We start from the raw sequence: 20,616 nt of genomic DNA, 5'->3' as shown, positions 1-20,616 counted from the left end.
TAGAATGATGAGATATTCATTTGAGAATAAGTAGCAAAGAACCATTTCACCACAAACACGAGGAATAAGTTGAAATCAGAAGATTGTTATGAAATTGAATTTGATGATATAGCGGATGCTCTGGCTGCTATTAGAAACGGTGAATGTGTTGTTGTAGTTGATGATGAAAAGAGAGAAAACGAAGGTGATTTAATCTGTGCTGCTCAATTTGCGACTCCTCAGCAAATAAATTTTATGGCAACTGAAGCTAGAGGTTTGATTTGTCTAGCAATGCAAGGGGAAAGATTAGACCAGTTAGATCTACCTTTAATGGTCGATAGAAATACCGATTCCAACCAAACAGCCTTCACTGTAAGCATCGATGCAGGTCCTGAATTTGGAGTATCAACTGGAATATCAGCTGAAGATAGAGCTAAAACAATTCAAGTTGCTCTTAATAATCAAACAAAACCAATAGATTTACGAAGACCAGGGCATATTTTTCCCTTAAGAGCAAAAATTGGTGGGGTTTTAAAAAGAGCTGGTCATACGGAAGCAGCAGTAGATTTATCTTTGTTAGCTGGCCTATCTCCTGCAGGCGTTATTTGTGAAATCCAAAACCTGGATGGCTCAATGGCAAGACTTCCGGAATTGAAAAAATATTCGAAGGAAAGAAAATTAAAGTTGATAAGTATTGCAGATTTAATTCATTACAGACTTGAAAATGAACGCTTTGTCTACAGACAAGCAATTGCAAAGTTGCCTAGCCTATTTGGAGATTTTAAGGCAATAGGATATAAGAACGAATTGGATGGATCTGAACACGTAGCAATAATAAAAGGTGATCCAGAAAATTTAAAAGAGCCAGTATTGGTGCGAATGCATTCAGAGTGTCTAACTGGAGATGCATTTGGATCATTAAGGTGCGATTGCAGACCACAATTAGAGGCGGCCTTATCAAGAATATCTGAAGAAGGAGAAGGAGTTGTTGTATATCTAAGGCAGGAAGGTAGAGGAATAGGTTTAGTTAACAAATTAAAAGCCTACAATTTGCAAGACGGAGGATTAGATACTGTTGAGGCTAATGAGAAGTTGGGCTTTCCTGCAGACCTAAGAAATTATGGAGTAGGAGCACAAATATTGACAGATTTAGGAATTAACAGACTTAAGTTACTAACCAATAATCCAAGAAAAATAGCAGGACTTGGAGGCTACGGACTTCAGGTTGAATCACGTGTTCCTCTGGTCATATGCCCTGGAGACCACAATGCAGCTTACCTGGAGGTAAAAAGAGAAAAACTTGGACACTTATTTGATAATAATATAAAGGCAAATTTAAGCAATGAAAGACAAAATATTGTTGTATATTGGGATGGCAAAGTTTTCGATAATGACTTAAAACATTTTGTAGATAAAGCAGCTAAGTGGTCAGAAAATCATTTTTTAAATATTTCTATTCAACACTCTCCAAGGTTGATAGCCCTATGTAAAAATCCATTGTTTATTTGGAATATTAGGCATAGAGATATTAAAACACATTTAGAAGGTAACTTGATCGATAAAAGGTTACTTGAATCACTACTAAAAGAACTAAGTAATTGGAAAAATACAAAAAGGATTGGAATAATTAAAACCGATAATTATGAAAAACTTTTACATCCTTCTTCAAATTTATTAATCGAAGAGAAAAAAATTAGCGAACTTTCAAGTTTTGAAAAATCGCCATTATTTGATTGGGCTTATAAAGATAAAACCAGCACTATCGAATGGAATTAATTATAAAAATATTATTAAATAACAATTTTGTTAGACAATACTTACTCTATTAATTTTAGTACCATTAGTAATAGATAGAAGAATTTCCATGTCATTAGTTTTGCCAAAAACCGTATGTACTCCATCCAAATGAGGTTGTGGAGCATGAACTAGAAAGAATTGACTACCACCAGTATCTTTTCCTGCGTGTGCCATGGAAAGAGAACCAGCCTCATGCTTGTTTGGATTAATTTCACAGTTAATGGAGTACCCAGGACCTCCAGTTCCAGGCATACCTCTTGATCCTTCTCTAGTATTTGGACAACCGCCTTGTGCCATAAAACCATTAATAACTCTGTGGAAAGACAGTCCATCATAAAAGCCCTCTTTAGCAAGCTTCAAAAAGTTTTCTACTGTTTTGGGTGCATCATTATCAAACAGGTCAATAGTCAATTGGCCTTTATCTGTGTCCATCAACACTTTTGACATAGTTCTAATTAATTTTTTATATAGTAACTGTTTTTAAATTTTCATGCAGAAACTATATTATGAATATAAAAAGTTTAATTAACTATAATTCAATCACTTTTAGCCGAAATTAGTGCTGTTCTTAAATTTCCCTTTGAATTATTAAGTAATTGCCTAGCTTTAAAAACATCCATCCCAGTCAAAGCTATTAATAAAGATAATTTTACAGATCCATTTGTTTTCTTTAAAAGTTGAACAGCAGTTTCTTTCTCGACTGAACCAATATCTAATAATATACCAATTGCCCTATCAAATAATTTATCGTTGCTTATGGATAAATCAATCATTCTATTACCATAAACCTTTCCTAATTTAATCATCACAGATGTAGAAATTATATTTAAGACCATCTTTGTAGCTGTTCCAGCTTTTAATCTTGTGGAGCCCGCAAGAATCTCTGGTCCTGTAATCAGCCTAATATCTATATCATTATTTAAGGCTGAATCACTTTCTGGAACTGATGAAATAGAAATAGTTAGTGCATTTATACTTTTAGAATAGTCTAATGCCCCAATAACATATGGAGTTCTACCACTAGATGTTATACCTATCAAGACGTCTCTATTTGAAAAACATCTACTTTTAAGATCAGCTATAGAAATCTCGGATACATCCTCTAGAGATTCAGAACTTCTTGTTAATGAAGGTATACCTCCAGCGATTATCCCTTGAACCAAATCTGGATTGGTACAAAAAGTTGGGGGGCATTCTGATGCATCAAGTACACCTAATCTTCCTGAAGTACCAGTACCAATATAAAACAATCTACCATTTGATTTAAGTCTTACTGTAATTTCATCAATAGCCTTAACTATCTCTGGAATGGAATTCTCGACAGCCTTTTGAGGTTCTTTATCAGCTTCAGAAAAAATTTTGACTATTTCATTAGTCGATTTAATATCTAATTCATTCGATTTTAAATTTATCTGCTCAGTTAATATCCGATAATTATTATTTATAGAACCATTATTTAAATTACTCATAAAAGATTTTCTAAACGTTTTTTTATATCTTCAAGTTGATCATTAGTGGAAGAAGCTGGTTCAATTAAATTATCTTGATTTTTCCAATTTCCTACTTCTAAATTTGAGAGAGGTGGTGAAATCAAAAGGCGTTCTTCATCGGTACTTGGAATAAAACCTTTTTCGACATATCGAGCTTCATATCCTGATTCGATACAAAAAGCTTCAATATCTCTCCTCGTCAACTCCTCAACAGACGGAGTTGGGAAGTCTTGAGCTTCTAAAAGACCACAATATCTATCAGCATCGTCCCTATCTTCGAACATAAGGATTACTGTTGTGCCCTTAAGCTCGAGGGAATGTATACCTTCACTTTCTGTCCCCGCTTCATACAAAAGGACATGAACCAACATAGGAATTTAATAATCTATTAAATTATAAATCGATTAAGTGAATAAACAATATGTTCCTAATAATTTTCCATAGAAAGTTCATTTAGACGTTGATATAATGCAATTTCCGAATCAGTTAGATTATCAGGTAACACAATAACTATTTCTACAATTTGATCACCTCGATATTCCTCGTATGCCAATCCACGGCCTCTAAGTCTTAATAACCTACCAGTTGATGAATTAGGAGGTACTTGCAATGTTACCGAACCATTTAGAGTGGGTATATCAACAGCGCATCCTAATAAAGCGTCATGTGGAAATAATTCAAGACGATACAAAACTCTTAAGCCATCAATTCTTAAGCCATCTTCTGTTTGTACTTTTAATTGAACAAAATGATCTCGACAACCAATTGCTGCACCTTCTATTCTTAATCTCCATCCATCACCGGCAAAGGGCGGAGTTAATACTTCGACAAGAGTACCGTCTTGCAACTGAATTTCAACAGTAGAACCATTAAGAGCTTGATCTGGTGAGATTTCTATAATGGATTCTTGGTCTTCATAAATTAAAGTTGGTGGTGGATTTGGTTCGCTAGTTGTAGGAATATAATCGTTAAAATCAGTATCTTCAAAGTTTTCAAATTGATCTTGAGGAATTTCAGAATATTGATCATCAATATCATCAATTTCTTGTTTTAAATTGGTTCTTATACCTAATACAACATCTAAATACTCCTCATAAGTTGGGAATCTATTATCAAAGATATCCTTATGTTTTATATTTTTTTTCTCCCATTCACTCCTCTTTTTTGGATCGCTAAGAATGGCGTAAGCCTCATTAATTAATTTAAATCTCTCCTCAGCGTTAATATCATTTTTATTTAAATCAGGGTGCCACTTTCTTGCTTCTTTTCTAAATGCGGATTTAAGTTCATTTGAATCACATCCAGGAGAGACTCCTAATAGAGACCAATAATTAGGATCAACGGTAGTAGTCATTATCCCAAGGATCTATATCCCTTCTCCCATAATTTCTTTCACCATTTCTATTTTGCCCTCTTTGTGAATAATCCCAAGGGTCATCATCCCAGTAATCATCAGAAAATAGTTCGTCCTTTAAAGATCCAAAAGTATTTTTTATCCCTTGTATGGGATTAGATTCTATTTTTCGTTCTGCTGATAAGCGACGATTCAAACCAAATAGTGCTTCTTGGAGAGAGCCAACTGCATATTCAAGTTCTTGCAAATCATTATCTTGAAGTAAATCTTCAACATCTCTCATCGCAATTTCTACAGATCTTTGTTGCCTTTCTGCGCCATATGGGCCCAACTCAAGCGATGCATCTCTTAGCCGCCTCTCAGCCTGTGCAACAAGTGTTAAAGCATTATTTTTTTGATCAATAGAAGCACGTTTTTTTCTATCTTCAGATGCTTTAATTTTAGACTCTTCAATCAATTTATTAACTTCATTTTGATTCAAGTTTGAACCACCAGTAACACTTACAGACTGTTTCCTCCCGGTAGTTCTATCAGTTGCACTGACCTCTAATAAACCATTGGCATCAATATCAAAAGCAACCTGAACTTGAGGGACACCCCTTGGTGCAGGAGGAATTCCAGATAATCTGAATTTGCCCAATGATTTGTTGTCTGAGGCCATCTGCCTCTCTCCTTGCCATATATGTATTTCTACTGATGATTGATTGGAAGCCGATGTACTAAAAACATCCGATTGCCTTACAGGTATAGAGGTGTTTCTAGGAATTAAAACTTTCATTAAACCTCCAACAGTTTCAAGTCCTAGAGAAAGAGGGGTGACATCATTTAATAAAAGATCTCTCAACTCTCCTGAGAGAATACCGCCTTGAATTGCTGCACCAATAGCTACTACTTCATCAGGATTAACAGATTGACAAGGGGGATTTGGAACTAAAGTTTTAACTAATTGTTTTACCATTGGCATACGAGTACTACCACCTACAAGAACAACCTCATCAATTTCCTCAGGGTTCCAACCGGAATCATCAATAACAGTATTAACAGGATCAAATAATCTATCTAAAAGATCATTGCAAAGACTTTCGTACATTTTTCTACTAAGAGTTGTCTCTATGTGTAATGGACCATCTTTGCCTGTAGAAATAAAAGGAAGAGATATGGGTGTGGACTGAACCCCAGAAAGTTCTTGTTTAGCTTTCTCAGCCGCTTCAGAAAGCCTTTGAAGTGATTGCCTGTCTCTTCTTAGGTCTATTTGATTTTTTTTTAAAAAATCTTCAGCCAGCCAATCAACAATTTTTTGATCAAAATCATTGCCTCCCAATTGTGTGTCTCCTGAAGTTGCTTTCACATCAAAAACACCATTAGAGATTGACATTAAAGAAACATCAAATGTTCCACCACCTAAATCAAAGACCAATACTTTGCGAGAAGAACTTTTATCAAAGCCATAAGCAAGAGCAGCTGAAGTGGGCTCATTAAGAATTCTTTCTACAGAAATACCAGCCAAAATCGCAGCATCACGAGTAGCCTGTCTTTGCGAATCGTTAAAATAAGCCGGAACCGTTATCACCGCAGAATCAACATCTTCTCCTAAATAGGTTTCTGCATCATCAATTAGCTTCCTAATAATATTTCCAACCAATTCTTCAGGGGCATATTCTCTTTTTGTTACTGGAGAGGTAATACGAACATTTCCCTGATCATTTGAGCGAACACTATAAGGAACAGAAAGGCTCGTATCTTCAAGCTCATCCCATGCTCTACCAACAAATCTTTTTAAATTTGAAAATGTATTTTTTGGATTAAGAACTAATTGTCTTCTAGCTAATTGCCCAACCAATAATTCAGATTCCTTAGTAAAGCCAACTACTGATGGAGTAGTTCTAGCTCCTTCAGCACTAGAAATAACAACAGGCCTACCAGCCTCCAACACCGCTACAACGGAATTTGTCGTTCCCAAGTCAATGCCAACTATTCTCCCCATGGCAATACTTATTTAAGCCCCACAGTAACTAGCATTTAAGGGTATTCAATACTTATTATGTACCCTTCAACACTTAAAGCCAATCATTAACCCTACCTTAGTGAAAAATTTGAGATTAGAGATAGATTCATAAAGTAAATGCTTTAGCGCGTGAAAAAAGCAAGTACATCAAAATTTTCACTGAGGACAAGACCAACTTCAGAGAAGTTGGTGGATATAGGTTTTAAAAATATTGTTGTTGTTATGGCTTCAATGGTAGCCATAGTGCTTTTTTCCATATTTGCAGTCGTTTACTATGAATCTACTGAATCAATTTCAAGATATGGACTGAGGTTTCTTTTTAGCTCTGCATGGAATCCAGTTAAAGATGAGTACGGTGCATTCACAGCTATTTATGGAACCCTTTTTACATCGATTGCTTCATTATTAATTGCCATTCCATTGGGCGTCGGCACTGCAATATTTATAACTGAAAATATAATTCCCGAATATATAAGAAATGTAATTGGAATAATGGTTGAGCTTTTAGCCGCTATTCCATCAGTAGTGTTAGGTCTATGGGCTGTATTTATTATGGAACCTTTTATTAGACCATTTTTGAACATAATCTACGAACTATTTGGATTTATACCATTTTTTGGCACCCAACCTTTAGGCGCTGGAATGATGCCAGCAATATTAATACTTGTGGTAATGATATTACCTATAATTACATCAATTTCAAAAGATTCTCTAAATCAAGTTCCATCAAAACTTAGGCAAGCTGCATATGGAATTGGAGCGTCAAGATGGACTACTATTTTTAAAGTTATTATTCCAGCCGCAATTTCTGGGATAACAGGAGGAGTTTTACTTGCTCTAGGAAGAGCTATGGGTGAGACAATGGCAGTAACAATGATTATTGGCAATTCCAATAACTTTAGTTGGTCAATATTTGCTCCTTCATATACAATTTCATCCATGCTTGCTAATCAATTTGGTGAAGCAGATGGCAGCCAAGTCTCTTCTCTAATGTATGCAGCATTAATCCTAATGATATTAACCTTATTGGTTAATGTGTTTGCTCAGTGGATTGTAAAAAGATTAAGCTTAAAATATTAATAAATGAATTACTCTTCACAAAAATCACTAACTTTTAATCCCTCTCTAACTAGAAATATTGGGAACAAAGTCTTAACTGTAGCTTCTGCTCTTTTTGCCATCATTTCTGTACTTCCTTTAATATTAGTTATAAGCTATGTATTAATTAAAGGTGGAAGTTATATAAACTTAGATACCTTAATACTTGAACCCGAGCCACCCGGAGATGATCTTCTCTCAGCTGGAGGAATAGGACCAGCAATTACTGGAACTTTTATAATGTCAATTATTGCTTCAATAATATCAATACCTGTTGGAGTAGGAGGTGGAATATATCTTGCCGAATATTCAAAATCAGGAAAGTTTGCTAAATTTATAAGGTTTGGATCAAATGTACTTGCTGGGGTTCCTTCTATAATTGCTGGCGTATTTATATACGCCATTATTGTCTCAACCAAAATACTATTTGGATCAATGTTCAGCGGTATCGCAGGCGGAATTTCACTTTCAATTTTAATGGTTCCAACAATAATTAAAACTACTGATGAAGCACTTAAATTAGTTCCAAATGACATGAGAAGAGCTGCATTTGGAGTTGGCGCATCAAAATTCACAATGATAACAAATATCACATTACCAGCTGCATTTAGTTCAATTTCTACAGGCATATTATTAGCACTCGCCAGGGCAGCAGGAGAAACAGCTCCATTAATATTTACAGCTCTTTTCTCCCGTTACTACATTACAAGTTTTGATGATCTTTTCTATGAAATGGGTTCATTGTCAGTTTTAATTTACAATTTCGCTCTTGAACCATATGAAGCCCAAAATCAACTAGCATGGGCAGCATCATTCATATTAGTTGTTGTACTTTTAAGTCTTAATATCCTTTCAAGATGGATAGGCAAACTTGGTGATTTTTCAAAAAATAAAGTATAATTATGATCAAAACTAAGAATAAAATAAGATAATGAATAAAAAAAATATAAAATCCAAATATTCAGTCTCACTAGATAATGTGTCAATTACATATGGCAATTCAGTTGCAGTTAAAAATGTGTTTTGTGATATTGAAATGAATCAAGTTACATCTTTTATTGGTCCATCAGGATGTGGTAAATCAACCGTCATTAGAGCAATCAATCGAATGAACGATTTAATAGAAGGTTGCAAGTTATCAGGCAGTGTTATTTTTGAAGGGATAGATATATATGCAGAGGATATAGATCCAGTTGAAGTTAGGAGAAGAATTGGAATGGTTTTTCAACAACCCAATCCTTTTCCTAAAAGTATTTACGAAAATATTGCCTTTGGTGCAAGAGTTAATGGATATAAAGGCAATATGGATCAATTAGTAGAAGAATCTCTTACAAAGGCAGCTGTTTGGGATGAGTGCAAGGACAAATTAAGCGAAAGTGGTTATTCATTATCTGGCGGTCAACAACAAAGATTATGCATAGCAAGGACAATTGCTATTGAACCTGATGTGATCTTAATGGATGAGCCATGCTCAGCACTTGATCCATTATCTACATTAAAAATAGAAGAGACAATCCATGAATTAAAGAAGAATTTTACAATCATTATTGTTACGCACAATATGCAACAAGCCAAAAGAGTCAGTGATTACACAGCTTTTTTCAATACAGAGAAAAAAGATAAAGATTTAGGTGGAAAAATTGGATTTTTAGTTGAGTTTGATAAAACAAAAAACATGTTCAATTCACCAAAGCAAAAATCAACTCAAGACTATATCTCTGGAAAATTTGGATAACAACTAAAGCTTTTTTATTAAAAGTTACCTTGCGAGACGGAGAGAGAGGGATTCGAACCCTCGATAGGGTTGCCCCTATACAGCATTTCCAGTGCTGCGCCTTCAACCACTCGGCCACCTCTCCTTGAAATCAGCAATGAAATGTCCTTCAAATGCTGAATTTAAATATATACCACAAGAGAGGTCTTGTTAAAAATTTAACTATCGAATTTACTTATTAAATACTTTTATACCAAACAAGTTCCTAGTAATCATTAATTTATTAAAGAGAATAAATTGATTTAAAGATAAATAGAATCTTCCAATAGTAGACGATTAATATAAATAAAAATAATAGCCATGGTTATACCGTCTTGTAAAACAGCAGCTTTGAATGCAGGTCTAGGTAAAGATGAAATTAATAAATTATTAGAAATTGCGAAGCAGGCCGCAGAAAAAGGCGGAGCATCGCTAATGAATAATTATGGCAGGATTAAAACAATAAAGTGTAAGGGAGCTGCTGGAGATCTTGTTACTAATGCAGATATAGAATGTGAAAAGATAATAATAGATTATTTAGAAAAAGAGACACCAAACATTTCTATTCTTGCAGAAGAAAGTGGACATAAGTTAAAAGATGGAGAATTAAAATGGTGTATAGACCCTCTTGATGGAACAACAAACTATGCCCATGGATATCCATTTTTTGCAACTTCAATAGGTTTGATTTGGAATATCAATCCGATTTTGGGAGCAATATCAGTACCTTCTTTAAATGAAATTTATTATGCCTCTCCAGAGCATGGATCATTTTGTAATGGCGAAAAAATAAATGTCACGGACACAAATTCCTTATCTGATTCACTCTTAGTTACTGGTTTCGCATATGACAGACGAGAAGTATTAGATAATAATTATTCAGAATTTTGCTGGCTAACACATCGCACACATGGCGTCAGAAGAGGAGGAGCAGCCGCTTTAGATCTAGCATTTGTAGCCTCAGGCAAAGTGGATGGTTTTTGGGAACGCGGACTTGCAAAATGGGACATGGCAGCAGGAGTACCACTGGTTGAAATGGCAGGAGGAATAGTTTCCAATTATCCATCCGGAGATTTTGATCTGAACACCGGCAGAATTCTTGCGTGTAATCAAGCGATACATAATGAGCTCATAAAAGAACTTGAGAAAATTAGACCATTAACCCCTAACTCTTATGGTGGAAAATAGTCCTAATTTATGTGATCCTTAAGTAATAAAAAGATTAAAATAATGACACTGCAACCTGCCTCGGGTGCGCGCGACTTAAATCCTCAACAAGTAAGAAAGAACCATCTCATTGCATCAAAACTTTCATCTTTATATCAACTTTGGGGGTATGAGCGAATATCACCGCCACATATTGAACGTCTAGACACACTTATGGCAGCTGGTGGAATTTCGAACAATGAAATACTAAAAATCGTTTCTGATGAACCGCTTGGATTAAGACCTGAAATAACAGCGTCAATTGTACGTGCTGCTTCAACTAGGTTTAATGAATATGAAAGGCCACTTCGATTCTGGTCGACAGGTACTTCATTTAAATGCAATCAAAGCATTGATGGTGGTATTGATATCGAGGAGTCATTCCAAAGCGGAGTAGAATTGATAGGAACTAAGGCTATTAATGCAGAGATAGAACTTCTATCTCTACTGATTGAATCATTAAAAATAATTGAAATTGATCAGCAACATAAAATGACATTGCTAATTGGTAATACATATCTATTGGAACTTATTTTAAGCTCATTTGATTCCTCCAGAACAGACCAAATAAAAAATATTCTCTGCGATCTTGATTACATAGCATTGACTAAATTAGATGTAAAAGATGAACAAAGAATATTTATAAAAAAAATCATGAATATGAGAGGATCACCAGATGAAATATTAACCGATCTAAAAAATATCTATGGATCAAATTCATACATCGATAACCTAAAAGAATTATTTACAATTATTGAACCATTAGCTAAAGAGAAGGGGATAGAAGTGCAACTAGACCCTACATTAGGGACTAAATATAAATTATATAGTGGTTTAACCTTTTCACTTGTTTCATCATCCCCAAGTGCTCCGGTTATTATTGCTAAAGGTGGTAGATATGATGATTTGGTAAAGAAATTTAGTTCTAGTGATCATAATTGCTTCGGAATTGGATTTAGTATTAGCATTGATAAAATCAGGGAATTAGTATCCTCAAATAAGGAAGTTAAAGATAATAATGAAAAAGTATTAATCGCATACAAGCAAAGTGAAAGTTTATATAAAGCATTAAAACAACAAAAGGAGTGGCACAACAAGGGGATAATTTCTGTAATTTCACATGAACCTCTAAAGACAAATGACGCAACAAATCAACTTTTGAAATCCAATAGATGCACAAAAATCGAATGGATAGATTGATATAAATTAACCATATACTTTTAATAATTGTCAGGGATCGAAAACTATTGAGCTGTAAACAATAATACTTTTGCTTTTAACGCCTAAACAAAAATTTGTATCGCTATGATAATAAAAATTTTAATAAGTCATGCCTGTTAAAGAAGAAGGAACTATTCTTATTCACACAGAAAATATATTTCCAATAATAAAAAAAGCCGTCTACTCAGATCATGAAATATTCATTAGAGAGCTTATAAGTAACTCCGTAGATGCAATCAAGAAAAGGAAAATGGCCTCCTTTGCAGGAGATTGTGTCTCGGCTGAAGATGAAAAAATAAAAATCTCAATTGACAGAGAACATAAGAAATTGACAATTAGTGACAATGGAATAGGAATGACTAGTGATGAAATTAAGAAATATATTAATCAAGTAGCTTTCTCAAGTGCAGAAGAATTTCTTGAAAAATACAAACAACCTGATGATGGATTTATAGGTCATTTTGGACTCGGTTTTTATTCAAGTTTTATGGTTGCAGATGAAGTTGAAATAATAACAAAATCAGCAAAGAATGATACACAAGCTATTAAATGGAAATGTAATGGTTCTCCTCAATATTCACTTGATGAGTCAGATAAAGAAGATATAGGAACAGATATAATTTTACATTTAATGGAAGAAGAAATTGAATACATTGAACCAAGCAGGATTAAAACGTTAATAAAAAAATATTGCGATTTCATGCCTATTGAAATCTCGCTTGAAGATGAAGTTATCAACAAAATGAATCCACCATGGAGAGAAAGCAAACAAAATCTAAAAGACGAAGATTATATTGAACTCTATAAATATCTCTATCCATTTCAGGGCGAACCTCTTTTATGGGTTCACCTAAATACTGACTATCCATATAACTTGCAAGGTATATTATATTTTCCAAAATTAAGTGGAAGAGCCGATTGGGAAAGTGGCGAAATCAAACTATTCTGCAATCAGGTATTTGTTAGTGACTCAATTAAAGAAATTGTTCCTAGATACTTATTACCCTTGAGAGGAGTAATAGATTCACCAGATATTCCCTTAAATGTAAGTAGAAGCGCATTACAATCAGATAGAAGAGTTAAATCTATCGGTAAATTTATTGCAAAGAAATTAGCCGATAAGCTTAAAACATTAAAGGAAGATGAAACCCAATTTTATGCTGAAATTTGGGACTCCATATCACCCTTTATAAAAATAGGAGCTATGGAAGATGAAAAATTTGCTGAACAAGTAAAAGAGATAATTTTATATTCAACAACAAAAAATACTTCAGAAGATAATGAAGAAACAAGTGAACTAATAAAATCTGGCTCAAAGACCTTTACCACCCTTGATGGGTATAAAAATAGGCTAACTGATGGTAACAAAAAGGTCTTATATTCAACTGATGAAGTCTCTCAATCAACAGCTCTCAATATGTGGACTTCGTATGGCAAAGAAGTTTTAAAACTTGATACTGTTATTGATACCCAATTTATTCCTTGGTTAGAGGAAAAAAATAAAGAAATAAATTTTGTCAGAGTTGACTCCGAACTTGATGAAAGTATTAAAGATGATTCTCCTGAAATCGCAGATAAAGATGGAAACACAAAGTCAGAAACACTTAAAAAGATCATTAGTTCAGCTCTAAACAATGAAAAAGTGACCGTACAAGTGCAAAGTCTTAAAGGTGAAAATTCTCCACCTTCATTAATATTATTACCAGAACAAATGAGAAGAATTAATGATATAACAGCTTTAATGGAACAGAAACTTCCTGGTCTCCCTGAATATCATAATTTAATCGTCAATTCAAACCATCCACTTATTAAAGGATTACTAAAGTTAAATTCCAACGCAATAGTTATTGAAGGATCTAGCAAATCAGACGAAGGCCAGTTAGCCAGTGACATCGCTATCCATCTTTATGAGATGGCAAAACTTTCAATTGGTGGTCTCGAGAATAAAGATATCGCGGCTTTTCAAGCTAGGAATGCTGAGGTGTTAGGGAAATTAATGCAAAAATTCGTTTAATCTCAACCCCATTTGATAGAATAAAATAAAGATTAAGTTTGAAAATGTCTAGAGTATGCCAACTTACAGGCACAAGAGCAAACAATGGAATGTCAGTAAGCCATTCCCATATTAGAACCAAAAAATTGCAGCAAGCAAATTTGCAGCAACGAAGATTATGGTGGGAAGAAGAAAACAAATGGATCAATATAAGAGTAACGACAAGAGCACTAAAATCTATTCAGAAGAAGGGATTAGGAAAATATGCCAAATCATTAGGGCTAGATTTAAACAAACTTTAAATTTGATTTATTAATCAAATGAAAAGAAGACAATTTATAAATTCTTTTTTTTTAATTTCTAGTATTTTATTTTTTAAACCTTCAAGATTATTTGCAAGTATAAATTCTGTTAGGCTTGGTCAAAAAGCACCTGATTTTTTAATAAATGGTTTCAACAAAAACCATCCGAATAAAAAAGAATGGTCACTAGATGATTTTTCAGGTCAATGGTTAATTTTATATTTTTATCCTAAAGATTTCTCAAGTGGATGTACATTACAAGCCAAAGCATTTCAAGAAAATCTGTCTAAGTTTAAAAAACTAAATTCCTCCGTAGTTGGAATCTCTGCGGACAATGAAGAAGAACATGAATCATTTTGTACATCGGCGAAGCTTGGATACACCCTACTTTCAGATACGACAGGAGAAATAAGTAAAAAATATGATTCTTGGTTGGATCCCTATTCAAAAAGAAATACATTCTTGATCAATCCAAAGGGTATAGTTGTATATAAATGGATAGGAGTAAGACCAATAGGACATGCTCAAGAAATTTTAGAACAGCTTATTAAACAAAAGAAAATATATGCATGAACTCTCCTTAGGAACATGGTTTATCCACATTGCAACTCTATTTGAGTGGGGGATAGCAATAATAATAATTGACTATATTTCATCAATATCCAATAACAAGGCTCTGGGTTATTTTGCATTGGCAATGTTGCCAAATCTAGCTAGTGCTATGGCAGCAATTACATGGCATGTATTTGATAATAGTATTGAATTAAAAGGATTAGTTGTACTACAGGCAGCTCTTACAACTGTAGGAAATATATGTCTTGCATTAGCTGCTTGGAACTTGTTTAGATCTGAGTCATCACAACCAAACCAATGAATATTTCAATTCTTAGTCTTGATTCAATCGCACGAATTGATCCTAGTCCATTCTTTATCCTTTCTCTAATGCCTTATCTAGTATTCCTACGTTACGCTGGCAAAACAAAAGCTATACCGAAAATATCATTTATAGGTTTTAAGTTGACTCTCTTATTTGTATTCATGACAATAGTTTTTGCAATAATCGCACAAATTTATTTTGAGGATGAATTAACAAATGTAGATGTACTGCACGGACTAGCAGAATCGTTTTTAACGATTAGCGATGCATTTGTTGTTTACGGTTTTGTTTTGATGCTTCAGTCAATCAAAAGTAAAATGGAAGTAAAAAACTCTTAAGAGGTGAGTAACATTTGACGCAAAAGCATTCTTTATGGTCGATAATATAAATATTCAATAGAGATAAAAGATGTTCACAACATTACTAGCTGCTGCTGATCCTGTCACATTTCAGTGGTCCCCAAAATGTGCCGTTGTGATGATCATTTGCAATTTGCTTGCTTATGCCATAGCAAGGTCAAATATTGAAAAGCCAAACGAAGGTTTCCCTATGCCTAATGCACAGTTTTATGGCGGACTAAGCCATGGCTCTTTTGTAGCTGCAAACTGCTTGGGTCATGTATTGGGAATAGGTTCGATTTTGGGTCTTGCAGCGAGAGGCGTTTTATAAATTAATCTACTAAATTAAAATTAAAAAAAGGATTATTTTTTTAATAATCCTTTTTTTTTGCTTATCGAAAATTATTTAAAATTAAATTTATTTATAATTTGATCAGCCATCATTTCCGGAGTCAAGCCAAGTGATTCTTTACTTTGCTGAGGGGTTGCATGATCTACTAGTTTATCTGGTATTCCAATTCTTAATGTAGGCACAAAAATATCATTGTCATTAAATGATTCAACGACTGCTGATCCAAAACCGCCCAATAATGTTCCTTCTTCCATTGTTACGACTTTACCAATTCTTTTTGCAGCGTTATGAATAGTCTCCTCATCCAAGGGTCTGACAAAGCGAGCATTAATAACGGTGCAATTTACTCCAGACTCTTTTAGTATTGCAGCAGTTTTAACAGCTGGGCAAACCATAGAACCATAGCCAATGATTAATAAATTATCGCCCTCTTCTATTATCTCAGCCTTACCAATTTCTAAAGACTCCCAGCCTTCTTCCATCAATGCTGTTCCTTCTCCAGAGCCTCTAGGTATTCTTAGAGCTGAAGGACCATTGTGATTAATACATGTAACTAACATTTGCTGCAGTTCAGACTCATCTTTAGGAGCCATAACAGTAAAATTAGGAACGCATCTTAAATAACTGATGTCATATTGCCCTTGATGAGTTGGACCATCAGCACCAACAATTCCAGCTCTATCTAATACGAAAGTTACAGGTAAATTCTGTATTCCAATGTCATGAATTAACTGATCATATGCTCGTTGTAAAAAAGTACTGTAAATAGCTACAACTGGTTTGATGCCTTCACAAGCCATTCCTCCTGCAAGTGTTACAGCATGTTGTTCTGCTATTCCAACATCTACATATTGATCAGGAATAGCTTTCTGTAAAAGATTTAAAGCTGTACCTTCAGCCATTGCAGCAGTAATACCAACAATCTTATTGTCTTGCTCGCAAAGCTTTACTAAAGTTTGACCAAAAACCTTACTAAAACTTGGAGGTTTAGGAGTTTTTGAAGGAATAGATTTTCCTGTCGTCAAATCAAAAGAAGACTGAGCATGGTAACCAACCTGATCAGCCTCAGCATATGGATAACCTTTTCCCTTTGTAGTAGCGACATGGACCATTACTGGGCCACCAACTTTATGAGCAGCATTAAAAGTCCTAATCAATTCAGAAATATCATGCCCATCAACAGGCCCCATGTAGGTAAAACCCAATTCCTCAAAAACGGCACCAACACTAGGAACTGCTAAACGTCTAACGCTGCCGGTAAGAGATTTAAATTCCTCTTGGATAGCATCTCCCATGAAAGGAAGATTTTTAACACTTTCTTGAACACTATCTGATATAAATTGAACAGGGGGGCTGTGACGCATTCGATTTAAATACGTCGACAATGCTCCAACAGGAGGAGAAATAGACATATCATTATCATTTAAAACGACCAAAAGAGGGGTTTTTGGAAGATGCCCGGCATGATTAATAGCCTCTAAAGCCATTCCACCAGTTAGAGCACCATCTCCAATTACTGCAACACATTTATAGTCTTCTCCTTTTCGGTCTCTAGCAATCGCCATCCCAAGAGCAGCAGAGATTGAAGTGCTGGCATGACCAGCTCCAAAATGATCAAATTTACTTTCTGATCTTTTTAGATAACCAGCTACGCCTTTTTGCTGTCTAAGTGAATCAAATCGGTCATATCTTCCCGTTAGCAACTTGTGCGGATATGCTTGATGTCCAACATCCCATATAACTTTGTCGACATCTAGATCTAAAGTCTGATAGAGAGCAATTGTTAACTCAACAACACCAAGACCTGGCCCTAAGTGCCCACCACTAGTAGAAACTACTTGAAGATGCCTTTCTCTAATTTGGCAAGCGACATCTTCCAATTCACTAATGGCTAAGCCATGAAGCTCATTCGGATGACTTAACTGGCTCAGACGCATATAACTCTGAGATTGAATCTCTCCAATCTACGAGGTCTACCGTACATTTTGAGAAAACTTGCACAAGAACAAATGGAATGTAGAAAATACATAAACCCAAAATCGGTGAAAAACTAGATATGGAGGACTATTTACAGAAAATACTAAGAGCTCGTGTTTATGACGTTGCTAAAGAAACCCCGCTAGAAAGGGCCAAAAACTTAAGCAAAAAATTAAAAAATGACATCTGGCTTAAGAGAGAAGACCTTCAACCTGTCTTTTCATTCAAGTTAAGAGGTGCATTTAATCGCATGTCTCAGCTAAGTAAGGAAGAGCTTAATAAAGGAGTAATTGCATCAAGCGCTGGTAACCATGCGCAAGGAGTTGCTTTAAGTGCATCATTTCTAAAATGCAGGGCAGTGATTGTGATGCCACTGACAACTCCCATAATGAAAGTAAGAGCAGTTGAATCACACAAGGCAGAAGTTATTCTTTTCGGTGAAACTTATGACGAGTGCTACGAAAAAGCGCTAGAAATATCTAAAAAAGATAATCTAACTTTCATACATCCGTTTGATGATCCTGAAGTAATAGCGGGACAAGGAACAATAGGTCTAGAAATACTTAGACAGAGTCATAAACCACCTGATGCGATTTACATCGCTGTGGGAGGAGGGGGACTTATTGCTGGAGTAAGTGCATACGTAAAAGCAATTTGGCCAGATATAAAAATCATTGGTGTTGAACCTGAAGATGCCTGCGCAATGACACTTTCTATTAAAGCCAACAAACCTGTTTCGCTCGAAAATGTTGGCCTTTTTGCAGACGGTGTTGCGGTAAGAAAGGTGGGAGAAAAGACTTTCTCTATATGCAAAAAATATGTTGATGAAATGGTCACAGTAAATACTGACGAAATTTGTGCAGCTATAAAAGATGTTTTCGAGGACACACGGTCAATTCTTGAACCAGCAGGTGCACTATCTATTGCTGGTTTAAAAAAGCATGTTGCAAATAGTCAGATAAGAAACAACATCCTCATTGCAATTGCTTGTGGAGCCAATATGAATTTTGAACGACTTAGATTTGTAGCAGAAAGGGCCGAATTAGGTGAAGAAAAAGAAGCTATGATTGCGGTCGGAATTCCTGAGAAAGCAGGCAGTTTAAAACTTTTATGTGAAACTCTTGGATCACGAAGCTTAACTGAATTTAGTTACAGAATGTCAGAGGGTAAAACAGCTCAGATTTTTATGGGTGTAGAAGTTTCTGATATTAATGATAGGGAATTATTAATAGCTGAGATCAAAACGAAGGGTTTTGATTGTCATGATTTAAGTAACGATGAATTATCAAAAGTTCATCTCAGGCACATGGTTGGTGGCAGGTTACCAAGATCAATAAATCAAATAGATAAAGGCGAATACAGAGAATTATTATATAGATTTGAATTTCCTGAGAGGCCTGGAGCCTTAATGAGATTTGTTAACTCAATGAGACCAGAGTGGACAATAAGCATTTTCCATTATCGAAACCATGGCGCTGATACAGGAAGAATAGTAATAGGGGTGCTGGTTAATGATTCTGATATTCCTGCTTGGAACGAATTTGTTCAAAAAGTAGGTTACAAAAACTGGAAAGAGACAGATAATCCAGCATATAAATTATTTTTAGGTGCACACTTTAATTAGACGCGTTAATTTTGGCTATATAAAGAAAACAGTTTCGAGAAGCAAACTAATGAATGAGATTAGAGAAATATCATTACCAGCGAAGATTGAGGCAATCCTTTATCTCAAAGGAAGGTCAACATCATCAAAAGAGATGGCTGAATTACTGGACAAAGATATTACTGAAGTAGAAAAGGCTCTATGGGAGCTTAAGGCTGGATATGCTCAACGCGACACTGCTCTAGAAATCATTGAAAATAAAAACTTTTACAGCTTGGAACTTAGGCAAGGACTTGGTGAATTAGTTCAGGATCTACTGCCAGCAGATTTATCGATTGCCACCTTAAGAACTCTTGCAACGGTAGCACTAAAGAAGAAAATTCTTCAATCAGAATTGGTCGATCTAAGAGGTTCTGGGGCCTACGATCACATCAAGGAACTTGTAGAAAAAAACTTTATTGAAAGAAGACGTCAAAAAGATGGACGTTCGTTTTGGTTAACTCTTTCTGAAAAATTTCATCAAACTTTTACGGTATTACCTGAACCTGATCAAGCAGAAGACAATAAAGCAGCATAAAATAAGTTAGAGAAATTAAAACAAAAATGGTTATCGCTCAAATCACTCAAGTTCTTTTTACCACAATTACTCTTTATAACTATTTACTCATAATCAGAATATTGCTTACTTGGTTTCCCAACCTGGATACAAGCAACCCAATTCTAACAAGCTTATTTTCAATAACAGATCCATACTTAAATGTATTCAGAGGTGTAATACCTCCTATTGGTGGTTTAGATCTTTCACCAATTCTTGCTTTTATAAGTCTTAGTCTAATTAAGCAGTTAGTCGTAGGCTTAGGATCTTTGGCCCTCCAATATTCTGGTACTTTTTAGTAACAAAAAATCTATTTACCGATTATCTCCACTTCCACTTATTTTCCCTCTAGCTTTTCGGTCACTTAGTTTCTGCAAATTTGAACTAGCAATCTCATCTAAATCATATCCAAGTTCGCTAGAAAGTTGTGATATGTACCAAAGGACATCACCTAATTCAAATTTAATTGCATCCTTACTATCTTTATCAAATACACCCTTTTTATCTCTTAGAATTTTCTTTACTTTGTCAGCGACCTCCCCTGCTTCACCAACAAGACCTAGTGTTGGATAAATAGCATTACATCCAACTTCAGGATAAAGAGCTGTCTTACGAGATTCTCTTTGATAATCATTTAATTCCATGTTTATTTACTTGAAAAAGCAAAGTTGACAAA

Annotated in this window: 22 protein-coding genes and 1 tRNA gene; 15 read left to right on the top strand and 8 right to left on the bottom strand. The window is 34.9% G+C overall.

Going from position 1 to position 20,616, the window contains the following annotated elements; all coding sequences use genetic code 11:
• Nucleotides 1-69 precede the first annotated feature (69 nt).
• Complete coding sequence (ribBA, locus tag O5637_RS01700) at nt 70-1,755, top strand: bifunctional 3,4-dihydroxy-2-butanone-4-phosphate synthase/GTP cyclohydrolase II (protein WP_269605560.1); 1,686 nt, start codon at nt 70-72, stop codon at nt 1,753-1,755.
• 30 nt (nt 1,756-1,785) lie between these two features.
• Here ribBA and O5637_RS01695 read toward each other — a convergent pair whose 3' ends face one another.
• The 5 genes from O5637_RS01695 to dnaK form a co-directional block, all read right to left on the bottom strand.
• Complete coding sequence (locus O5637_RS01695; protein ID WP_269605558.1) at nt 1,786-2,223, bottom strand: peptidylprolyl isomerase; 438 nt, start codon at nt 2,221-2,223, stop codon at nt 1,786-1,788.
• Between the two features lie 89 nt (nt 2,224-2,312).
• Nucleotides 2,313-3,245 (bottom strand): N-acetylmuramic acid 6-phosphate etherase, encoded by a 933-nt coding sequence (gene murQ, locus O5637_RS01690; RefSeq protein WP_269605556.1) that lies wholly within the window; start codon nt 3,243-3,245, stop codon nt 2,313-2,315.
• The gene (locus O5637_RS01685; RefSeq protein ID WP_269605554.1) at nt 3,242-3,637 is read right to left on the bottom strand and encodes a DUF3110 domain-containing protein; all 396 of its coding nucleotides are present in this window, start codon (nt 3,635-3,637) and stop codon (nt 3,242-3,244) included. Before O5637_RS01685 ends, murQ begins: the two co-directional genes overlap by 4 nt.
• Before the next feature lie 56 nt (nt 3,638-3,693).
• Nucleotides 3,694-4,620, bottom strand: coding sequence for a DnaJ domain-containing protein (locus tag O5637_RS01680; protein WP_269605553.1), 927 nt, complete (start codon nt 4,618-4,620; stop codon nt 3,694-3,696).
• A complete protein-coding gene (gene dnaK / locus O5637_RS01675) occupies nt 4,604-6,604 on the bottom strand; it encodes a molecular chaperone DnaK (protein WP_269605551.1) in 2,001 nt (666 codons plus the stop codon). The genes O5637_RS01680 and dnaK overlap by 17 nt, the downstream gene beginning before the upstream one ends.
• Before the next feature lie 150 nt (nt 6,605-6,754).
• On the opposite strand from dnaK, the gene pstC reads away from it, so the two are divergent.
• Genes pstC through pstB form a run of 3 tightly spaced genes read left to right on the top strand, consistent with a single transcriptional unit; the run spans nt 6,755 to nt 9,458 of the window.
• A complete protein-coding gene (pstC, locus tag O5637_RS01670) occupies nt 6,755-7,705 on the top strand; it encodes a phosphate ABC transporter permease subunit PstC (protein WP_269605549.1) in 951 nt (316 codons plus the stop codon).
• Between the two features lie 3 nt (nt 7,706-7,708).
• Complete coding sequence (gene pstA, locus O5637_RS01665) at nt 7,709-8,623, top strand: phosphate ABC transporter permease PstA (RefSeq protein WP_269605548.1); 915 nt, start codon at nt 7,709-7,711, stop codon at nt 8,621-8,623.
• Between the two features lie 31 nt (nt 8,624-8,654).
• The gene (pstB, locus tag O5637_RS01660; RefSeq protein WP_269605546.1) at nt 8,655-9,458 is read left to right on the top strand and encodes a phosphate ABC transporter ATP-binding protein PstB; all 804 of its coding nucleotides are present in this window, start codon (nt 8,655-8,657) and stop codon (nt 9,456-9,458) included.
• 37 nt (nt 9,459-9,495) lie between these two features.
• Here pstB and O5637_RS01655 read toward each other — a convergent pair.
• Nucleotides 9,496-9,582: transfer RNA gene (locus tag O5637_RS01655), tRNA-Ser, on the bottom strand.
• A gap of 215 nt (nt 9,583-9,797) precedes the next feature.
• On the opposite strand from O5637_RS01655, the gene O5637_RS01650 reads away from it, so the two are divergent.
• From O5637_RS01650 to psaK, 8 genes are all read left to right on the top strand, one after another.
• Complete coding sequence (locus O5637_RS01650) at nt 9,798-10,664, top strand: inositol monophosphatase family protein (protein WP_269605544.1); 867 nt, start codon at nt 9,798-9,800, stop codon at nt 10,662-10,664.
• Nucleotides 10,665-10,706: 42 nt separating this feature from the next.
• Nucleotides 10,707-11,882 (top strand): ATP phosphoribosyltransferase regulatory subunit, encoded by a 1,176-nt coding sequence (locus O5637_RS01645; RefSeq protein ID WP_269605542.1) that lies wholly within the window; start codon nt 10,707-10,709, stop codon nt 11,880-11,882.
• 130 nt (nt 11,883-12,012) lie between these two features.
• The gene (gene htpG / locus O5637_RS01640; protein ID WP_269605541.1) at nt 12,013-13,917 is read left to right on the top strand and encodes a molecular chaperone HtpG; all 1,905 of its coding nucleotides are present in this window, start codon (nt 12,013-12,015) and stop codon (nt 13,915-13,917) included.
• A gap of 44 nt (nt 13,918-13,961) precedes the next feature.
• Entirely contained in the window at nt 13,962-14,198 is a 237-nt protein-coding gene (gene rpmB, locus O5637_RS01635; RefSeq protein ID WP_269605539.1) for a 50S ribosomal protein L28, read from the top strand.
• An 18-nt stretch (nt 14,199-14,216) separates the two neighbouring features.
• Nucleotides 14,217-14,771 carry a peroxiredoxin gene (locus tag O5637_RS01630; protein WP_269605537.1) on the top strand — a complete coding sequence of 185 codons (555 nt, stop codon included), beginning with the start codon at nt 14,217-14,219 and terminating at the stop codon, nt 14,769-14,771.
• The gene (locus tag O5637_RS01625; RefSeq protein WP_269605536.1) at nt 14,764-15,072 is read left to right on the top strand and encodes a DUF2499 domain-containing protein; all 309 of its coding nucleotides are present in this window, start codon (nt 14,764-14,766) and stop codon (nt 15,070-15,072) included. Before O5637_RS01630 ends, O5637_RS01625 begins: the two co-directional genes overlap by 8 nt.
• Nucleotides 15,069-15,413: a DUF3593 domain-containing protein gene (locus O5637_RS01620; RefSeq protein WP_269605534.1), complete on the top strand. Its 345-nt coding sequence runs from the start codon at nt 15,069-15,071 to the stop codon at nt 15,411-15,413. The genes O5637_RS01625 and O5637_RS01620 overlap by 4 nt, the downstream gene beginning before the upstream one ends.
• A 70-nt stretch (nt 15,414-15,483) precedes the next feature.
• On the top strand, nt 15,484-15,744 hold the full coding sequence (psaK, locus tag O5637_RS01615; protein WP_269605532.1) for a photosystem I reaction center subunit PsaK: 261 nt from the start codon (nt 15,484-15,486) through the stop codon (nt 15,742-15,744).
• Nucleotides 15,745-15,815: 71 nt separating this feature from the next.
• On the opposite strand, the gene dxs is transcribed toward psaK, so the two are convergent.
• Nucleotides 15,816-17,702, bottom strand: a complete 1,887-nt coding sequence (gene dxs, locus O5637_RS01610) for a 1-deoxy-D-xylulose-5-phosphate synthase (RefSeq protein ID WP_269605530.1) — start codon at nt 17,700-17,702, stop codon at nt 15,816-15,818.
• Between the two features lie 119 nt (nt 17,703-17,821).
• On the opposite strand from dxs, the gene ilvA reads away from it, so the two are divergent.
• The 3 genes from ilvA to O5637_RS01595 are packed head-to-tail and all read left to right on the top strand — an operon-like array spanning nt 17,822 to nt 20,239.
• Complete coding sequence (gene ilvA, locus O5637_RS01605) at nt 17,822-19,366, top strand: threonine ammonia-lyase, biosynthetic (RefSeq protein WP_269605528.1); 1,545 nt, start codon at nt 17,822-17,824, stop codon at nt 19,364-19,366.
• Between the two features lie 49 nt (nt 19,367-19,415).
• On the top strand, nt 19,416-19,922 hold the full coding sequence (gene scpB, locus O5637_RS01600; RefSeq protein ID WP_269605526.1) for an SMC-Scp complex subunit ScpB: 507 nt from the start codon (nt 19,416-19,418) through the stop codon (nt 19,920-19,922).
• Between the two features lie 26 nt (nt 19,923-19,948).
• Nucleotides 19,949-20,239: a YggT family protein gene (locus O5637_RS01595; protein WP_269605524.1), complete on the top strand. Its 291-nt coding sequence runs from the start codon at nt 19,949-19,951 to the stop codon at nt 20,237-20,239.
• 15 nt (nt 20,240-20,254) lie between these two features.
• Here O5637_RS01595 and O5637_RS01590 read toward each other — a convergent pair whose 3' ends face one another.
• The gene (locus O5637_RS01590) at nt 20,255-20,584 is read right to left on the bottom strand and encodes a nucleoside triphosphate pyrophosphohydrolase family protein (RefSeq protein ID WP_269605522.1); all 330 of its coding nucleotides are present in this window, start codon (nt 20,582-20,584) and stop codon (nt 20,255-20,257) included.
• Nucleotides 20,585-20,616 lie beyond the last annotated feature (32 nt).

The organism is Prochlorococcus marinus str. MIT 0917 (assembly GCF_027359575.1).
GTDB classification, from domain to species: domain Bacteria; phylum Cyanobacteriota; class Cyanobacteriia; order PCC-6307; family Cyanobiaceae; genus Prochlorococcus_B; species Prochlorococcus_B marinus_D.
This window is presented reverse-complemented; position numbering and strand designations above follow the sequence as displayed.